The sequence below is a fragment of the Jeotgalibaca sp. A122 genome, from assembly GCF_052266715.1.
In the GTDB taxonomy this organism is placed as follows: Bacteria; Bacillota; Bacilli; order Lactobacillales; family Aerococcaceae; genus Jeotgalibaca.
On sequence record NZ_JBQPRB010000001.1, the window covers coordinates 116,927 to 133,858 of the forward strand.

Here is a 16,932-nt window from a genome sequence, read left to right on the forward strand (position 1 = left end):
AACCTATGCGTTTTTCAAAACATCCGATTTAAATAATTCATTGGCCAACTCTGCGAATTCTTCAATCGAAAGTGTCTCAGCACGGCGACTGGCTTCAATACCAACTGCTTCCAAACCAACACGGAGCGCTTCTTTGGCTTCATCAGATTTACCAAAGATAGCCATTAAATTATTCCACAAGGTTTTACGGCGATGTTGAAAGGCACCGCGAGTCAAGCGGAAATAAAAATCTTCATTGGTTACGACAACTTTTGGGGTTTCTCGGCGTTTTAATCGCAATACCGCAGAGTCTACATTCGGTTGTGGTACAAACACCGTTTTTGGCACGATAAATGATATTTCAGCTTCGGTATAGTAATCAATAGCAATGGTCAATGAACCATAATTCTTTGAATTTGGCGATGCGGTCATTCTTTGTGCGACTTCTTTTTGCATCATCATGACATAAGCATCAACTGGCAGGTTCGCCTCGATGAAGTTCATGATGATAGGTGTCGTGATGTAGTAAGGCAAGTTTGCGGCTACAACAATTCTGTCAGTCGGTTCGAAGCGGCTGGCGAATAATTCCGGTAGATTCGCTTCCAGAATATCCTGGAAAATAATCTCGACATTATCGTAAGGCGCTAATTCTGTTTTCAAAATCGGCTCCAAGCGTCTATCCACTTCAAAAGCGATGACTTGTTTAGCAGACTGTGCCAAGCGTTCAGTCAAAGCCCCAATCCCGGGTCCGATTTCGATTACAACTGTATCTTTATCAATTTCCCCGGCCGCCAACATTTTGGTTAAAATGTTTGGTTCAATCAGAAAGTTTTGACCCAAACTTTTTTTCATGGTCAGACCATATTTCTTAATAATTTGTTTCGTTCTGCTTGGTGTCGCGATGTCTTTATTCATCATCAAACCAACTCCTGTCCTTGTGCCGTTGGAATCGGAAGTCCGATTTTTTCCATAGCGGCAATGATTTCTTGTTTTGTTATTTGAAACATGTGTACTTTTTTGACAAATTGTTTCCCGTTGGTATGCCCAATCCCCAATTCATCGCCCAGCTTTTCCCGATAAATTGCGGAGTGAGGTTGTCCCAATAATCCAGCTTCCAGGAAAAAAGGTTTTAAATTTTCAGTGGGTGCATTCAGATAAGGTGTTTGGATATTTTCCAAAGCTTGCCTTATAACTGCGACTGAGGCGTGTTCAACGCCCAAGCTTCCACCTACAGGCGATTGACAATCCTGTTTCCGGATAAAAGCATGTTTGATTCCTGGAATCCGTTGCGTCAAGGTTTCACGGATCTTTCCACCCGGAAAATCAGGGTCAGTCAAAACAATAACGCCACGTGACGCTTGCGCCTTTTCCACTTGTAAAATGGTTGCTTCATCCAGCGCCGACCCGTTGGTTTCGATGGTGTCTGCTTCTACAGCCATTTTGATACGTACGGAATCGTCCTTGCCTTCCACAACAATTATTTCTTTAATTTTCATATTTGATCCAATCTAAAAAGCTTATTTGCATTTTGCATTGTGATTGTCGCAATTTCTTCGGTTGTCATTCCACGTAATTCGGCAATTTTTTCGGCTACGTATTTCACATAACTTGGTTCATTCCGTTTACCGCGGTAAGGAACAGGGGCCAAATAAGGGGCATCGGTCTCGATCAACAATTTATCCAAAGGAACTGCTTTTGCGACTTCATGGACTTCTGTCGCTTTCTTAAAAGTAACGACCCCACTAAGGGAGATATGCATGCCCAAGTCCAAAAACTTCTCCATGTAAGAAACGTCCCCACTGTAGCTATGCATAATACCACCAATTTCCGACACACCTTCGTCTTTTAAAATACGATAGGTGTCTTCAATAGCGTCTCGCATATGAATCGAAATCGGTAAATCGAGTTCCTTGGCGATTTGAATTTGGCGACGGAAAACATGTTCCTGGACTTCTTTGGAATCTTCCATCCAATAGTAATCCAGACCCATTTCCCCCATCGCGACCACACGCTCGTTTTTCAAAAGGGGAATTAACGCCTCTTCCACATCCAAGGTATAACTGCCGGCCTCGGTTGGATGCCAGCCAATGATACTATAGATTTCAGGGTGAGCAGCGCTAAGGGACAGTGATTTTTTGATTGTGGCCGCATCAAAACCAACCACAGCGAAGCGCTCCACACCAACTTCTTTGGCACGCTCAATGGCGGCTTCGACATCATCTGCAAAAGCATCAACATTCAAATGACAATGTGTATCAAACAACACGCGCTTCATCTTCCTCTCTCAACAATATTTAGGTCTATTATACATGAAAATAGGGTTGGAGCCTAAGCGCCAACCCACATTTTCATTATGCTACCGTTGAGCCGTTTTCTGCTTCTTGCGGTGCCAAAATAACTTGTAACTTGCCATCTTTTTCAGCGGACAAAATCATGCCTTGACTTACTTCACCCTTCATCTTACGTGCTTTCAAGTTCGCAACGATGACTACTTTTTTACCGATGAAATAAGATGGATCTGAATACCATTCCGCAATACCGGAAAGGATTTGGCGATGACCTTCATCACCAGCATCCAGACGGAATTTCAATAGCTTGTCAGCCCCTTCGACTTTTTGACAGTCCATTACTTCTGCTACTTTTAATTCCACTTTATCGAAATCATCATATTTAATTTGTTTTTCTTTTTCAGAAACAAGTTTTGTTTCACTCGGATCAAAAGCTGCTTCTTCTTCCGCTTGAGGCGTTCCAGTGGCAGCGATTTGTTCTTTTAAAAACGCAACTTCTTCTTCTTGGTCCAAACGTGGGAAAATCGGTGTACCTTTTTTAACAACGTTTGTGCCGGCTGGGAACTGGCCGAATGCCAAGTTCTCCCACGCTGCATCAGTTTCAAAATCCAAGCCCAATTGTTCAAAGATTTTAGCTGGTGATGTTGTCAAGAATGGAGAAAGCAAGATTGCCGTAATGCGCAATACTTCCGCCAAATGAACCATCACGCTACCCAATTCTTCTTTACGGGATTCATCTTTAGCCAATACCCATGGTTCTGTTTCGTCGATGTATTTATTCGAACGGGAAATCAAACGCCATACCTCAGCAAGTGCCACACTGAATTGCATGTTATCCATTTCTTTGGAATATTTTTCAATAACAGCATTTGCAGTTGCTTCCAAGTCTGCATCAAAAGCAGTCTTATGATCTGCCCATGCCGGGATTGCACCATCGAAGTATTTATTGATCATGGCAATCGTCCGGTTCAACAAGTTCCCCAGATCATTTGCCAAATCAAAGTTAATGCGGTTGATGTAATCTTCCGGCGTAAAGATACCATCACTACCAAAACTTACTTCACGCATTAAGTAATAACGTAGGGCATCTAAACCATAGCGTTCCACCAATGGTTCAGGGTAGACAACGTTTCCTTTAGATTTGGACATCTTGCCGTCTTTCATTTGTAACCAACCATGACCAAAAATTTTGTCTGGCAATGGAATATCCAAAGCCATCAACATGATTGGCCAATAAATAGTATGGAAACGCACGATTTCTTTACCGACCATATGAACATTGGCTGGCCAATATTTTTGGTAAAGCGAATCATCATCCGACCCATAGCCCAGTGCCGTGATATAGTTTGCCAATGCATCAATCCACACGTACACAACGTGTTTTGGATTACTCTTCACCGGAATACCCCATGAGAAAGTTGTCCGTGATACAGCAAGATCTTCAAGACCTGGTTTGATGAAGTTGTTGATCATTTCATTTTTACGAGATTCTGGTTGAATAAATCCTGGATGATCCTCATAATATTTCAATAGACGATCGGCGTATTTACTCATGCGGAAGAAATAAGATTCTTCTTTAACAAGTTCGACTTCGTGACCACTTGGAGCCACTCCACCGATAACTTTACCATTCTCATCTTTGTATACTTCAGCCAGTTGTGTTTCCGTGAAGAATTCCTCATCAGATACAGAATACCAACCTTCGTATTCACCTAGATAAATGTCACCTTGTTCAACTAATTTTTCAAACATCATTTGAACAGCTTTAACATGGTTTTCGTCCGTCGTACGTACAAAGTAGTCATGGGAAATATCCAGTTTCTTCCATAAAGATTGAATATCTTCTGCCATTTTATCAACATATTTTTTTGGTGAAACGCCAAGTTCAGCGGCTTTCTTTTCAATCTTTTGTCCATGTTCGTCCGTTCCCGTTAAATAGAAAACGTCGAACCCTTGCAGTCGTTTATAACGTGCCATAACATCACAAGCAATCGTGGTGTATGAATTCCCGATATGCAATTGACCACTTGGGTAATAGATCGGGGTCGTGATGTAAAATGTTTCCTTTTCTTTAAACACGAATGAGTGCCTCCTTAGAAATTCTAGTTCTATATATGCAGAATCCATTCTACCACAGAATTGACATTCATGCGTGTTTATTTACAAAATCTATTCCGCCGCAAATATACGAATCGCATCCCGTAAAAACTGTGCTGCGCCTTCACCGGCTGGCCCATCATAATAGTTCTTAAAGCGTTCATCCACGACGTACATATCTGCCAAACCACGATGTGCTTCTTTGGAGTAGCTTGGCCATGTGAATGCCAACCATTCTTTATGCAGAGCGGCCACTGCTTGTGCTTCTTCTCCACTAGGGTCATTCGTTTTCATGGCTGCTTGTAAATCGTTCAGGATTTGGCTAGCCATTTCTTGGAGTTGATTATATTGGTCTTCACTAAGGTTTCCAAATTTCTTATTGGCTTTCTCGATGGTGTCTTTCCCATATTTCTCACGGATTTCGTTCCCGTATTTTTGTTCGTTTTCATCTAATTGTTTTTGTTTGAAGCCTTCGAATTTTTCTTTATCAGTCATGCCACTCTCTCCTTTTATATGTTGTATCGTCTTGTCGATGGTTTTTAACAGATGGTCCAGACGCTCCCTTTTGGCCAGGAGTTGCTGGCGATGATGAGTCAGGGCTTCACTGTTTTTAAATTCCGGATCATCCAGGTAACTTTTTATTTCTTCAAGCGGGATTTCAAATTCCCGGAAAAATAAGATTTGTTGGAGCCGATCAACTTCGGCTTGTCCATAAATTCTGTATCCTGAGGAATTAATTCGCTTCGGCTTCAGTAAGCCAATTGTGTCGTAATAACGCAGTGTGCGGCTACTGACTCCTGCGAGTTCCCCTAATTTTTTGATGCTGTATTCCATCTGCGTCCCTCCTCGTATCTCTATACTAAACCTTTACGTTGCGTCAAGGTCAAGCGGGAAATACCAAAAGTCAAAAAATATCTTTCGAACCGTATTGTTGGTCAGGTGCGGCGTTCGTGTTTCCCATAATTTTTAATCGCCGCTTTTTAACTCGTAAGTGCGGCGATTAAATTTCTTGCGAGTGCGGAACGCCGCTTTTTAACCAAAAATGCGGCGTTAAGGTCCAGCATTTTCACTGAACGCCGCATTTATGAAGAAAGTGCGGCGTTCCCAACCTATATATTTTTTTAACGCCGCATCCAACGACCAAAAAAAGACAGCCCTCTCGGACTGTCTTGTCATATTCAGTATTAGTTTACACGTACTGCAAATTGTGGTGTGAAGTATTGTGTATAGTTAACTTCAACTGTACGGCCTTCGTATGGAGCATGGATATATGCGCCACCACCTAAAGAAATCGCTACGTGATAAGTACTTCCTGGACTACCCCAGAATAATAAGTCGCCTGCTTGTGCTTCAGAAACGCTGATTTTTGTTCCAGCACTTTCTTGAGCAACTGTGTTGTAGCCAATGTTCATTCCATAAACTTGTTGGAATACATAGTAAGTAAGTCCTGAACAGTCAAATCCTGATGGTGACTTACCACCCCAAACATAAGGAACTCCCAGATATTTGTAAGCTTCGCTGACTGCATCACCTGTGTAAGATGGCGCTGGAGCTGGTGCTGGTGTAGGAGCCGGAGTAGGAGCTGGTGTAGAAACTGGTGTTTCTGCCACTTCTACAACTTCTACAACTTCTTCCACTTCTTCTTGAACTACTGGTGCTGGTGTTGGTTGTGGCGCGTTAACAACAGTTTGAGCAACAGGTGCGTTGTTTGCTGCTGTAGGGGCAGTCGTTGCAACAGATGCAACTTCCACTACTTCTTCTGCTGCGGCTTCAGCAACGCGCGCTGCTTCTTCAGCGGCTGCGACAGCTGCAGCTTCTGCTGCGGCAATAGCTGCGGCTTCTTCAGCTGCACGACGGTCTGCTTCTTCTTTTTGAGCCATGAATTTATCACGGTCTGCTTGAACCGTTGCTTTTTCAGCATTCAAGCCAGCAATCGCGCTTTCTTCTTCAATCTTTTTAATATGTAAGTCCGCTTTTAGTTGTTCCAACTCAGTAGACATACTGATAATTTCTTGAAGTTTTTCTTCAGAAGTTTGTTTTTTTGCTTCAACAGCTTCTTGGTCGGCTACTTGTTGTTCAACCATTTCTTTATTAGCAGAAACCATTGTTGTTACAACATCAACACGTGCAAATAAATCTGTTAAAGATTCTGATGCAAAAATGAAGTTCATGTAGTTTGTATTAGAGCCGTTCACTTGTACAGAACGAGCTTGTTCTTTTAATTGACCTTCACGTTGTTCAATGATTGTTTGTAATTTCGCAATTTCTTCAGCTAATGTATTTACTTCATCTTGTGCCGTTACACGTTGATCAAGCAACTCATTTGAACGCGTTTCTGCAGAAGCAATTTCTGCTTGAACTGCGGACAAAGCTTCTTGAGCTGAGGAAACCTCAACCTTGATTTCTTCTAGTTTTGATTCTTGTTCTTCAATTTTATCTACTAATTCATCTGCGGAAGCTGTGATAGGTGCTAGCATCGTTGATGCAAGCATGGAACTTGTTAATAGTAATGTGGCAAGTTTCTTCTTCAAGTTAGTACCCCCGGTTTTTATCATCTATAATTTATATAAAATTAATTATTTTTGTCAGTGATGAAATCATAGCACAGTTAAGTAGTAAAAAATCGTTTTTCGACAACTTGTATTTTTTTTGTAATAGTCCTGTAACAATCAGCGACTTTTGTTTGAAAACGCTTTAATTAGTTGACGGAACTATTTCCGACCGTTATAATTATTGCAATCAAAAGAATATAAAAAGTTATGACGGAATCCAGTAGGGATAAGGTTTTGCGATACTTAGAGAGCCGGTGGCAGGTGGGAACCGGTACAACCTTAAACTGAATTACACTCCCGAACTTTCTTAAACAAGCGTTGAGCATACGTTACATGCACAAGAGGTTTCTTCCTTGCGGAGAAGCAATCTGGGTGGTACCACGGTAAATTATCGTCCCTGACAGCAATGTCAGGGGCTTTTTTTATTCTTATAAAACGGAGGAGATAGTGATATGAATATTATTGAAGATTTAGAATGGCGCGGCGCCATCAATCAACAAACAGACGCTGAAGGATTAGTAAAATTAATTGAAAAGAAAAGCATTGGTCTATACTGCGGTATTGATGCTACAGGCGCAAGTATGCACATCGGCCATTTGATTCCTTTTATGATCCTGAAAAGATTCCAGCTCGCTGGTCACAAACCGGTTATCCTGATTGGGGCAGCTACAGGTTCAATCGGGGATCCAAGTGGAAAATCGGAAGAACGTGTGTTGCAATCTGAAGAAACGGTTGCTTACAACGCTCAAAAAATTACCGAGCAAATGCAAAAACTATTCAAGGCTGGGGAAGCAGATTCCCAAATACGTTTGGTAAACAACCTTGATTGGACGAAAAACCTTACACTTTTGGACTTTTTGCGTGACTTCGGTAAAAACTTCAACTTAAATACCATGCTGGCAAAAGATATCGTGGCCAGCCGGTTGGAAACGGGAATTTCCTTTACTGAATTCTCTTACCAAATTCTGCAGTCCATGGACTTCCTTCACTTATACCGTAACCTGGATGTACAATTGCAAGTCGGTGGTGCCGATCAATGGGGAAATATCACAGCCGGTTTGGAATTAATCCGTAAAAAAGAAGGCACGGAAGCAGAAGCATTTGGCTTAACCATTCCTTTGATGTTAAAAGCTGATGGAACAAAATTCGGTAAAACAGCAGGAGGCGCAGTTTGGCTGGATGCTGAAATGACTACACCTTACGAATTTTACCAATTCTGGGTAAACCAGGACGACCGCGATGTCATTAAATACTTGAAATACTTTACTTTCCTGACACAAGAAGAAATCAACGCCTTGGCTGAAAAAGTAGAAACAGAACCGCATAAACGTGAGGCACAAAAAACACTTGCTGCGGAAATGACAAAATTTGTCCACGGTGAACAAGCTTTGAAGGATGCCTTGAAAATTACCGAAGCTCTTTTCACAGGAAACGTGAAGGAGCTCAACGCCAATGAAATCGAACAAGGCTTCAAAAACATGCCTACCTTCGAATCCGATTTGACAGAACAAGAATTGGTAACGTGGTTGGTAGACTTGGGGATCGAACCATCCCGACGTCAATCACGTGAAGATATTCAAAACGGCGCTATTACCATCAACGGTGACAAAGTTACTGATTTGGATTTCGTCATTACCAAAGAAAATTCATTTGAAGGCCGCTTCATCATCGTCCGTCGCGGTAAGAAAAAATACTTCCTTGTGAAACTGGTGTAAGGGATGACTAAACTCGTTGCGGTAAAAGACACGCTTCAAGTCGAAGACATTGCCCAGATGGCAGATATCATCTGGCGCGAATATTACACACCCATTTTAGGCGAAGACCAAGTCAACTATATGCTGACCCATTTGCAATCTGAAGCCAAAATGATCCAAGATATTGCAGACAGTAAAGCCGAGTATTTTATCGTGGAAGTTGGGGTAAGCGATAGTGGCTACGTCGCTATCGAATGGCACGAAGATGCACTTTTCCTGAGCAAGCTCTATCTTTTGAAAGAAGCACGCGGACAAGGTAATGCCTATGTGATTTTGCAACAATTAATTGAAATGGCTAAAAACCGTCATCTCGGTGCAATTGAACTGACTGTAAACAAATACAACGATGCCTCCATCGCCTTCTATGAAAAAATAGGCTTTGAACGCATCGATGCAGTCGTTTCCGATATCGGTGGCGGCTACGTGATGGACGATTTCGTCTACCGCCTTAGCATCCACTAAACGTAGGAAAGAGGCTGGGACAAAATGAACTGCCCCCTGTCAAGTAGACAGGTAAAAAAACAAAGTATTTTAGACCATGCATGTAAAAATGTGTGGTCTTTTTTGTCGCGTTTATGCAATCATTTGTAGAATCTTCTCTTCCGTAGGAATCGCTAATCCCATATCCAAAGTGACGCGTTCATTGTTGAAGAACGCGATGTATGCCTTGATTTTCCGGTCTAAGTACGCCGGTGTGTCAAACGTATCCAGGTTAAACATCTCCACCTTGAGCGTACCCCAAAAGCCTTCCATAGGGCCGTTGTCAATACATTTCGAGACGCGCGACATACTATGGATTATCTCGTGATCTTTGATTATCTTGTTAAAGGCATGGGAGGTGTACTGGGAACCGCGGTCGCTATGGATCAGGGTAGTTTCAGGATTTACATCACCCAAAATCTGCTTTAGTGTATCCAGTACTAACGGGTTGTCATTGCGGTGACTTGTTTTATAAGCCACGATTTTCTTTGACCCAAGGTCATAAATGGCGCTCAGGTAACGTTTCGTCCCGTTGGTCAACCGAAACTCCGTGACATCAGTCAGTAACTTCTCCATGGGATGCTCTGCGTGGAACTGACGGTTTAACAGATTCTCCGCTACATGTAAGGCCTTGTGCGGCACATAGTTCTTTCTCTTGCGACGGATGACTGCTGCTATCCCCATGATTTTCATTAAGCGATGGATACATTTGTGATTCACTTCTGCTCTTCTAAAGAAGTTTAGAAAGATGGTCATTCTCCGGTAGCCGTAAATCCCTCCAAAAACCTCATGGATCCCTTTAATCGCTCGCATCAGTTTCAGGCGCTTCAATTCGGCTTCTGAAGGCTCGCGTTTCAACCATTTGTAATAGCTCGATCTGGCAATGCCCAGTATATCGCAAAGATGGGTAATGGGATATTTATGCTTTAATTCTTCAATAGTCAGATATTCTACTTCTTGTCTAACTCCTGAGATTTGAGACTCCCAGCGATCTTTCGGCGCTTTTTTAACGCATCGTTCTCCATCTCCAGCCATTTGTTTCTGGCTTTGAGTGTCTCTACTTCTGCGTTTAAATGTTCTTCCGTTGTTTGAATTTCCGTGGGCTTCCCGCGGCCCCGGTTGTCTTCCAGACCTTTCGGTCCATGCTTTTTGTATTTGTTCACCCAGGAATAAATGTTATTGTAACTTACCTGGTTTTCTCCGCTGCTTCCTGATAAGTCAGGCGATTGTCGATGTAATCTTCTACGATTTTTAATTTTTCTTCATATGATTTTTTGACACCCGTCATGTGGTACACCTCAGATTTCGGAGAATACGTCTCATTCTCTTTTCCTTCAGTATACCGGTTTACCCATTTGTTTACCGTTGTTTTCGATGGAATGTTATATTTAGCGGCTAAGTATGAAAAGCCGTAACCCGTCTGTAGATATTCAGCCACAATTTTCTGCTTGAATTCTTTCGAATAACTGTGGTAATTCTTTTGGTATCGGATCCCTTCCATGCCATGGTCCTGGTACCGATGGACATAATTCATAAAAGTGGTGTCAGATAGTTTTAGATGGTGCTGATCGACAAGCGTTTGATAAGGAACACACCTCAGGTGTAAACCAATGAAATGTAACAGTTCTGCCTCGGTATGTTTTCTAGCCATAGAAAAAAGCCCCCTTCAAAGTAGTTTGCTTTTTACAGTGTCTACTATGAAGGGAGCTTATCAAAACTCCCAGCCTCTTTCCTGTATACGTACATCTGCCCCGTAAACGTGTTCCAAAAGGCAGCCCCGACGTCACTTCACGAAATAATGCTCAGATGGTCTGCGACCATCTGAGCATTATTCGTTCCAGTGATTCGGGGCTAAACGCCTTTTGTCCCACTCTCGTTCTTTTTGATTTCTCTTCTTTTTAATTTGATGACAACGTTGATGCCAATAACCAACACACCCACAATGACCATTATCCAGATATTGGTGACATGCAACCAGTGCAGCACCAACAATGCGATTCCGTAAAAGATAAATGTTACAAAATCCCATTTATCTTCCCAATTATCACCTTCACTGCCACTTTTATCCAGGCGCTTCAATACCCAATTGACGGAAAAAAGCCCCAGGGCGGCAACAAAGACAAATATGATGTTCTCATAATCACCCAGTATCTCACCAAAATTCCGCTTCAAAATAACTATCAAAACGACGAATAAAGCTTGAAAAAGATTTTCTTTTTCCTTTAAATTCATACAGACGTCAACCTTTTATAATAGTTTTGTCCCAGTACTTCGCCCTTTTGAACATTTTCTTTCCCCATAATCATATCTACAAAGGTCGGCACTTCTGATTCTTCCAGATTATACAGGACTTCAATTTCCCGATTTAAAAGGAACGGTGTGGTTTGCATCACGATATCCAGGCTCGGAACTGGTGTCTGAATCAATTCATCCACGCCCAAGACTTGTTTCAAGGCGTTTTCCAATGCTTCATACGGTTGAGCACCGACAATTTTAACCCCTTGGTTTTCTTGGTTAACCAATACAATGGTCGGGAAACCAGTGGCTGTCAATGCTTGTGACAAGCCCAAATCACTATTAAGAAGTGTGCGTCCTTCAAAAGAATCCGCATCATCCAAAATTTTAACTGAATCGAGACCCATCTCATCCAGAATCGAAGCCAGAACATCACGTTTGGAAATATCCTGGTTCCAGACCATGACGTTTTCGCGTAATTTACGTAAAAAAGGACTCGCTTTTTCCGGGAAATCACGGCGCACAATTTGGTACGCTTGGGAACTCGGGAAAGATGAATCAATCGGTTCATCTAACCATATACGGCCATCAATGACCATGCGCGAGTAATCGCCAATTTCACGCCAGTGTTGCGCTACATCAGCCGCTGTGTTAATACCGTTACCACTATCGCCCCCAAATTTTTCCCATTTCTCAATCATGCCACCCATTACGGTTACATCTTTATTGAAATAGGAAGCATATTGATAACGAAATTTTCGTAACGTGGGCTCAAATGCCCAACAAAATGAACACAAAGGATCCGTTGCGTAATACAAATCAACTTTATTCATCAGCTTCACTCTTTTCTTCAGCTTCGTCGTTTGTTTCAAGCACTGGTCCACATAATCCTGTAACAGGATCACAGAACATCCCTGCGGGTACTTCATTTGTTTCTGGTTCAATAAAAGTAAATTTAGGTGTTGTCATTCATTATTCCCCTCTCATCATCTAGTTGCCCCACTCTTTCGGACTCCAAGAACGCCCATCAATTTCACCTTCAGCTTGTTCAATTCGTTTATACTGTTCCTGAATGAGTTCGGCGAATTCCTGATACAAGGCAATCTGGCGGTAATCTTTACTTATTTCTTTTAAATAGTTAATTTGAGAAAGCATCCATTCCTTTTGTTCCATCGCTTACTCCTTCATTTCCTGAAGTGTCCAGTTCAAGTCATTCAAATATTCACGGTTGGTTTGCATTTGATCAATTAACAAATCAACCAATGTACGGTCTTCGGCTGGTAACATTTCTTTTCCAAGTATCAATAGCTCCCGTTCAAACCACATTTCCCGCTCTTCCAACGTCATTTTCGCTGGACCTGTTAAAGCTTGACGATAACGAATCAATAACTTGCGGCGTTCACTTTCACTCATGTAATCAAATTGTGAAATGACAAATACCGGCAAATATACCAGCTCGCATTTTGTTGCCATAGCTTGAAAGGGCCGTAATAGTTCTGGAAGGGTGAAATCTTCAGATTCACCCGGTTGGTAGGCTTTTTCAGGGACCCCAGTAGCAATGACCAGCAAGAGTTCTTTACTTGCAAGCTGACTACCATAACGACCATATGCAAAGCCCTCCGTTAAAACCGAATCTTGCCATTTCTTTAATAATGGTGGCGAACTGTACCAGTAAAGAGGAAATTGAAATACGATTCGGTCATGTGCTTTTAACAAGTTTTGTTCCTGGTTCACATCGATGATGCCATCCGGGTATTTCTCTTCTAAATGATGCCACGTGATATTTTCTGTTGGCAAACTTTCCCATAAAAACCGCTGTGTGTGCGACTCCCTTAATTCGGGATGTGAAACGATGACTAAAGTCTTCATGAATTCTCCTTCCTCTACTGATAGTGCTTCTAAAATCATAGCAAGGGTAGTCGAAAAAAGCAATTTTACTGCTTATTTTAAAGGAAAGCAAAGAAGCCAGGACAATAGCCCCAGCTCCTCTCTTGCTTGCCAACCATTATAGTTTAGCTTGCCATTTGTTCGCCCAAACATTCTCGTTAGGCGTTCCTTTAAATTCGGATTTGCCTTCCAGTTTGTCAATTACTTGACGAATTGTTTCTTCGTTATTGTGGTAAGCATTCACGAATGTCTTAACCATTGTTGCATCATGCAAGTGTGTCGTGAAGTTCAATGAAACAAATACGGTTGGAACTTCCCAGACATACCAAGGAACTTCATTGGACATTGCTGTCTTCCATTGGATACGGTAGTTGTTTTGTGCACCATAACCAGCAACATTTGAAACAGTCAAAGCTAAGTCAACATTTTCACGGTATTCCAAAGTTTTACCTTTGACACGTGTATTTCCATCGTTGACTGTAACTTCGTAACCGCGACGCTTTAATTCCTCAACAAAGAACTCCAAAGCGTTATCCTCTGTTGCTACGTTCATCGCTTTTTCGCCTTCTAAGTAATACAAACGCACTCGGCGGTGTGTTTCCGGGCTGATTGGCAAGTTGTTTTGTGTGTCCTTAACCAATGTAATTCCTTTGTCAGCTGCATCTGCACGCATTTGTAAATGTTTTTCAGAACCAATGACTTCAAGTTCGGATTTGTCTTTCAACAAAGTACCTTCTGCTTGTTTCACATGTAGGTTCAATTTAGCTTTCAAACCGAGGATACGACGCAATGCATCTGTCATACGCTCTTCAGTGATGACACCATTTTTATAGCCGTTCATCATGAACATGAAGTCTTCTTCAATATCATTGAAGAACAGGAACATGTCACAACCTGCTGCGATGGATTGTGGTACATAGTCTTCACGGCGCATTGCTGACGTCATACCCAACATGTGAGCAGCATCAGTAATAACCATACCGTTAAAGTCTAGATTAGTTTTTAACAAACCGTTAATCAATTCAGGAGCCAATGTTGCAGGCAAGATCTCTTCATCTTTCAATGAAGGATCTAATTGTTTTTGGTATTCAGGCAACGCGATGTGACCTGCCATGATCATTTCAACACCGTTTTCGATGTGGTTGCGATAAACGCGGCCAAATGAATCTTCCCATTCGTCAACGGACAATTCGTTAACACCTAAAACCAAATGTTGGTCACGTTCTTCAGTACCGTCTCCTGGCCAGTGTTTGATACATTGGATGATTTCACTTTGCGTTAAACCTTCCAAGTATGCATTTGTATATTTGATTACACTGTCTGCGTTGGTACCGTAAGCACGTGTGTTTACGATGGTATTGCGCCAGTTCATTAAAATATCTACACATGGGTCGAAGTTCGTATTAACACCTAATGCAGTCGCTTCAACGCCGGAAACATATCCAGCATTGTAAGCAACAGACGTATCTCCAGCCGCTTCGGCTTGTGCACCAGAAGCGATGTAAGTACCATCGTTCGTTGCACCGTTACCACCCGCGTCACAGTTTGCAGCGACAAGCAAAGGAATTTTACTGTATGACTGCAATTCGTTCAACAAGTTTTGTACTTGTTCTGAATCTTGGCCTTTATAACGTGCCCCACCAATGTGATATTTCTGAACAATTTGTTCGTTTGTCAATGCATTACCACTGTACTCGTCTTTCCCCGGGAAGAACAAGTTAACAAAAAGTTGCCCTATTTTTTCCTCGTCAGTCATGGATGCAATCGTATCTTCCACCCATTTGATTTGATCAGAATTCAAGTTATAAGGCTTCTTTGTTAAGTCTACTAATTTAGCCACTATTTTATCGCTCCCTTTTCTTTTCTTAGTCGTATTGACTTAGTAAATCATGGAATTCTTTTTTCAGCATTTCTTGATATTCGCCAGCGAATTCGCCGTTCATCAATTTAGGAAGAGCTTCGTTCTCTAGACGATCCCAAGAAGCTTTTTCTGATCCGAATAAGATTGGGTAGAAGAATACGCCGTTTTTATCAGCAGCTGCTTCATCCCCAGGAGCATCTCCAACCATTAGGATGTTTTCTTTATCGTAGCCGTATGTTAACAAGTCAGCGATTGCTTCTGCTTTGCTGCCTCTTTCTTGTCCGTAAACCACGTCAACAGAAGCCATCAAACCATGACGGTTCCATTCGCTATCGATTGCTTCGCTGTTAGCAGAACTTACGATTGCAACGTCTGTTAATTGTGTGATATGTTCCAAACCTTCTTTAGCGCCATCGAATGGACGGTCGTCACCAGCAAGTTCTGTTTCAATACCGTGATTAACTTTTTTACTCCAGTCAAGAGCTTTTTCTAAATCTTCGCTTGTTCCTTCAGCAATCAATGCTTCCAAAGAACCATTTGATAAAGAGCTAGCTGTTTCTGCCCAGTCAGTCAATTTAGCGATGTCGCCAACTTCTTCACCACGTTCGATAGCGTTTTGCAAAGTCATTACCAACGCTTTGAAACGGTTAACGCCACGTGTGCTTGAGAATAAGTTGATACGGTTCCAGTCTTTTAAGTATGTTTCACGATCTTTGATACCGAAAACGTCAGCGGAAATAGGTCCGAAGAAACGTTCATGTTTTACGTTCATCGTGTCCATTGCACATCCGTCAGAATCCACACAAACCAAGAAATCTTTTTGTTTAGTAAAAGTTGTCATTAATTTTTCCTCCCAGAAAAAAAGAGGGGTAGATAGAATCCTCTTCGAATGAAGTATTTTTCTACCTTTCCCCTCTCCTGATTAGTTAATCTTATTAAACGCCAGAGTAAGCGCTGAATCCACCGTCGATCGGTAATACTACACCGTTTACGAAGCTAGCTGCTTTTTCGTCAGCCAAGAACATTAGTCCACCTAATAGTTCTTCAGAATCACCGAAGCGACCCATTGGTGTGTTGTTGATGATTTTTTGTCCACGAGGTTTCAAAGTTTCGTGGTCAGATTCGAACAACAAGTCGCGGTTTTGGTTTGAAACCAAGAAACCTGGTGCGATTGCGTTACAACGGATACCTGCTTTAGAGAAGTGAACTGCTAACCATTGTGTAAAGTTAGAGATAGCAGATTTAGCACCTGAGTATGCAGGGATTTTTGTTAGTGGTGTGAAAGCATTCATACTTGAAATGTTGATGATGTTTGCTCCCTCACGGCCAACCATGTCTTTAGCAAAAACTTGTGTTGGCAACAATGTTCCCAAGAAGTTTAAGTTAAATACAAATTCAACACCGCTTTGATCTAAGTCGAAGAAAGATTTAGTTCCTTCAGGCATATTAGCTTCGTGGAATTCATTGTCTGTAGTAGCACGTGCGTTATTTCCACCAGCACCGTTAACTAAAATGTCAACAGTACCTAAGTCAGCGTCGATACCTGCTTTAGCAGCTTCGATTGACTCTTTGTCTAAAACGTTACATTTGTAAGCTTTAGCCACGCCACCAGCAGCAACGATTTCGTCTGCATAGCCTTGTGCTGCTTCTTCGTTTAAGTCAAGAAGAGCCACTTTTGCGCCTGCTTTTGCGAATGCTTTAGCGAAATCTGAACATAAAACGCCGCCAGCACCTGTAACTGCAATTACTTTATCTGTAAAATCATGTACGAATGGATTAGACATATTTAATTACCTCTT

At 41.8% G+C, this 16,932-nt stretch carries 17 protein-coding genes, 1 pseudogene and 1 other annotated feature; of the genes and pseudogenes, 2 read left to right on the top strand and 16 right to left on the bottom strand.

All coding sequences use genetic code 11. From position 1 onward, the window contains the following. Positions 1-3: 3 nt before the first annotated feature. The 6 genes from rsmA to ACTU7M_RS00655 form a co-directional block, all read right to left on the bottom strand. Positions 4-900, bottom strand: coding sequence for a 16S rRNA (adenine(1518)-N(6)/adenine(1519)-N(6))-dimethyltransferase RsmA (rsmA, locus tag ACTU7M_RS00630; RefSeq protein ID WP_443472433.1), 897 nt, complete (start codon positions 898-900; stop codon positions 4-6). Next, on the bottom strand, positions 897-1,475 hold the full coding sequence (gene rnmV / locus ACTU7M_RS00635; protein ID WP_443472434.1) for a ribonuclease M5: 579 nt from the start codon (positions 1,473-1,475) through the stop codon (positions 897-899). Before rnmV ends, rsmA begins: the two co-directional genes overlap by 4 nt. Then, positions 1,472-2,245 carry a TatD family hydrolase gene (locus ACTU7M_RS00640; protein ID WP_443472435.1) on the bottom strand — a complete coding sequence of 258 codons (774 nt, stop codon included), beginning with the start codon at positions 2,243-2,245 and terminating at the stop codon, positions 1,472-1,474. The genes rnmV and ACTU7M_RS00640 overlap by 4 nt, the downstream gene beginning before the upstream one ends. 85 nt (positions 2,246-2,330) lie before the next feature. Next, positions 2,331-4,346, bottom strand: a complete 2,016-nt coding sequence (metG, locus tag ACTU7M_RS00645) for a methionine--tRNA ligase (RefSeq protein WP_443472436.1) — start codon at positions 4,344-4,346, stop codon at positions 2,331-2,333. 90 nt (positions 4,347-4,436) lie between these two features. Beyond that, the gene (locus tag ACTU7M_RS00650) at positions 4,437-5,198 is read right to left on the bottom strand and encodes a MerR family transcriptional regulator (protein WP_443472437.1); all 762 of its coding nucleotides are present in this window, start codon (positions 5,196-5,198) and stop codon (positions 4,437-4,439) included. 350 nt (positions 5,199-5,548) lie between these two features. Beyond that, a complete protein-coding gene (locus ACTU7M_RS00655) occupies positions 5,549-6,895 on the bottom strand; it encodes a C40 family peptidase (RefSeq protein WP_443472438.1) in 1,347 nt (448 codons plus the stop codon). A gap of 219 nt (positions 6,896-7,114) precedes the next feature. Beyond that, positions 7,115-7,318, top strand: a binding site (T-box leader). 50 nt (positions 7,319-7,368) lie between these two features. Here ACTU7M_RS00655 and tyrS point away from each other — a divergent pair. Both tyrS and ACTU7M_RS00665 read left to right on the top strand, forming a co-directional pair. Then, a complete protein-coding gene (tyrS, locus tag ACTU7M_RS00660; protein WP_443472439.1) occupies positions 7,369-8,631 on the top strand; it encodes a tyrosine--tRNA ligase in 1,263 nt (420 codons plus the stop codon). A 3-nt stretch (positions 8,632-8,634) separates the two neighbouring features. Further along, positions 8,635-9,132: a GNAT family N-acetyltransferase gene (locus tag ACTU7M_RS00665; RefSeq protein ID WP_443472440.1), complete on the top strand. Its 498-nt coding sequence runs from the start codon at positions 8,635-8,637 to the stop codon at positions 9,130-9,132. Positions 9,133-9,243: 111 nt separating this feature from the next. Here ACTU7M_RS00665 and ACTU7M_RS00670 read toward each other — a convergent pair. The 10 genes and pseudogenes from ACTU7M_RS00670 to ACTU7M_RS00715 form a co-directional block, all read right to left on the bottom strand. Next, a pseudogene (locus tag ACTU7M_RS00670) lies at positions 9,244-10,209 on the bottom strand (IS3 family transposase); the annotation flags it as partial. 127 nt (positions 10,210-10,336) lie between these two features. After that, positions 10,337-10,801: a transposase gene (locus tag ACTU7M_RS00675; protein ID WP_443472441.1), complete on the bottom strand. Its 465-nt coding sequence runs from the start codon at positions 10,799-10,801 to the stop codon at positions 10,337-10,339. Positions 10,802-11,001: 200 nt separating this feature from the next. Next, entirely contained in the window at positions 11,002-11,382 is a 381-nt protein-coding gene (locus tag ACTU7M_RS00680; RefSeq protein WP_443472442.1) for a hypothetical protein, read from the bottom strand. Beyond that, a complete protein-coding gene (locus ACTU7M_RS00685; protein WP_443472443.1) occupies positions 11,379-12,218 on the bottom strand; it encodes a DsbA family oxidoreductase in 840 nt (279 codons plus the stop codon). The genes ACTU7M_RS00680 and ACTU7M_RS00685 overlap by 4 nt, the downstream gene beginning before the upstream one ends. Beyond that, positions 12,211-12,354, bottom strand: a complete 144-nt coding sequence (locus ACTU7M_RS00690; RefSeq protein ID WP_443472444.1) for a hypothetical protein — start codon at positions 12,352-12,354, stop codon at positions 12,211-12,213. Before ACTU7M_RS00690 ends, ACTU7M_RS00685 begins: the two co-directional genes overlap by 8 nt. A gap of 21 nt (positions 12,355-12,375) precedes the next feature. Beyond that, entirely contained in the window at positions 12,376-12,558 is a 183-nt protein-coding gene (locus ACTU7M_RS00695) for a hypothetical protein (protein ID WP_443472445.1), read from the bottom strand. A 3-nt stretch (positions 12,559-12,561) separates the two neighbouring features. Beyond that, positions 12,562-13,254, bottom strand: a complete 693-nt coding sequence (locus ACTU7M_RS00700; RefSeq protein ID WP_443472446.1) for an NAD(P)H-dependent oxidoreductase — start codon at positions 13,252-13,254, stop codon at positions 12,562-12,564. Positions 13,255-13,390: 136 nt separating this feature from the next. Continuing rightward, entirely contained in the window at positions 13,391-15,112 is a 1,722-nt protein-coding gene (locus ACTU7M_RS00705) for a glycoside hydrolase family 3 protein (protein WP_443472447.1), read from the bottom strand. Positions 15,113-15,137: 25 nt separating this feature from the next. Beyond that, positions 15,138-15,974: an HAD family hydrolase gene (locus ACTU7M_RS00710; protein WP_443472448.1), complete on the bottom strand. Its 837-nt coding sequence runs from the start codon at positions 15,972-15,974 to the stop codon at positions 15,138-15,140. Positions 15,975-16,068: 94 nt separating this feature from the next. Continuing rightward, positions 16,069-16,917: an SDR family oxidoreductase gene (locus tag ACTU7M_RS00715; protein WP_443472449.1), complete on the bottom strand. Its 849-nt coding sequence runs from the start codon at positions 16,915-16,917 to the stop codon at positions 16,069-16,071. Between the last annotated feature and the right edge of the window lie 15 nt (positions 16,918-16,932).

Excerpts from the sequence above, each read along its gene's own strand:
- rnmV (WP_443472434.1), bottom strand. The coding sequence starts at position 1,475 with ATGAAAATTAAAGAAATAATTGTTGTGGAAGGCAAGGACGATTCCGTA.
- ACTU7M_RS00650 (WP_443472437.1), bottom strand. The coding sequence starts at position 5,198 with ATGGAATACAGCATCAAAAAATTAGGGGAACTCGCAGGAGTCAGTAGC.
- tyrS (WP_443472439.1), top strand. The coding sequence starts at position 7,369 with ATGAATATTATTGAAGATTTAGAATGGCGCGGCGCCATCAATCAACAA.
- ACTU7M_RS00665 (WP_443472440.1), top strand. The coding sequence starts at position 8,635 with ATGACTAAACTCGTTGCGGTAAAAGACACGCTTCAAGTCGAAGACATT.
- ACTU7M_RS00675 (WP_443472441.1), bottom strand. The coding sequence starts at position 10,801 with ATGGCTAGAAAACATACCGAGGCAGAACTGTTACATTTCATTGGTTTA.
- ACTU7M_RS00680 (WP_443472442.1), bottom strand. The coding sequence starts at position 11,382 with ATGAATTTAAAGGAAAAAGAAAATCTTTTTCAAGCTTTATTCGTCGTT.
- ACTU7M_RS00685 (WP_443472443.1), bottom strand. The coding sequence starts at position 12,218 with ATGAATAAAGTTGATTTGTATTACGCAACGGATCCTTTGTGTTCATTT.
- ACTU7M_RS00690 (WP_443472444.1), bottom strand. The coding sequence starts at position 12,354 with ATGACAACACCTAAATTTACTTTTATTGAACCAGAAACAAATGAAGTA.
- ACTU7M_RS00695 (WP_443472445.1), bottom strand. The coding sequence starts at position 12,558 with ATGGAACAAAAGGAATGGATGCTTTCTCAAATTAACTATTTAAAAGAA.
- ACTU7M_RS00700 (WP_443472446.1), bottom strand. The coding sequence starts at position 13,254 with ATGAAGACTTTAGTCATCGTTTCACATCCCGAATTAAGGGAGTCGCAC.
- ACTU7M_RS00710 (WP_443472448.1), bottom strand. The coding sequence starts at position 15,974 with ATGACAACTTTTACTAAACAAAAAGATTTCTTGGTTTGTGTGGATTCT.
- ACTU7M_RS00715 (WP_443472449.1), bottom strand. The coding sequence starts at position 16,917 with ATGTCTAATCCATTCGTACATGATTTTACAGATAAAGTAATTGCAGTT.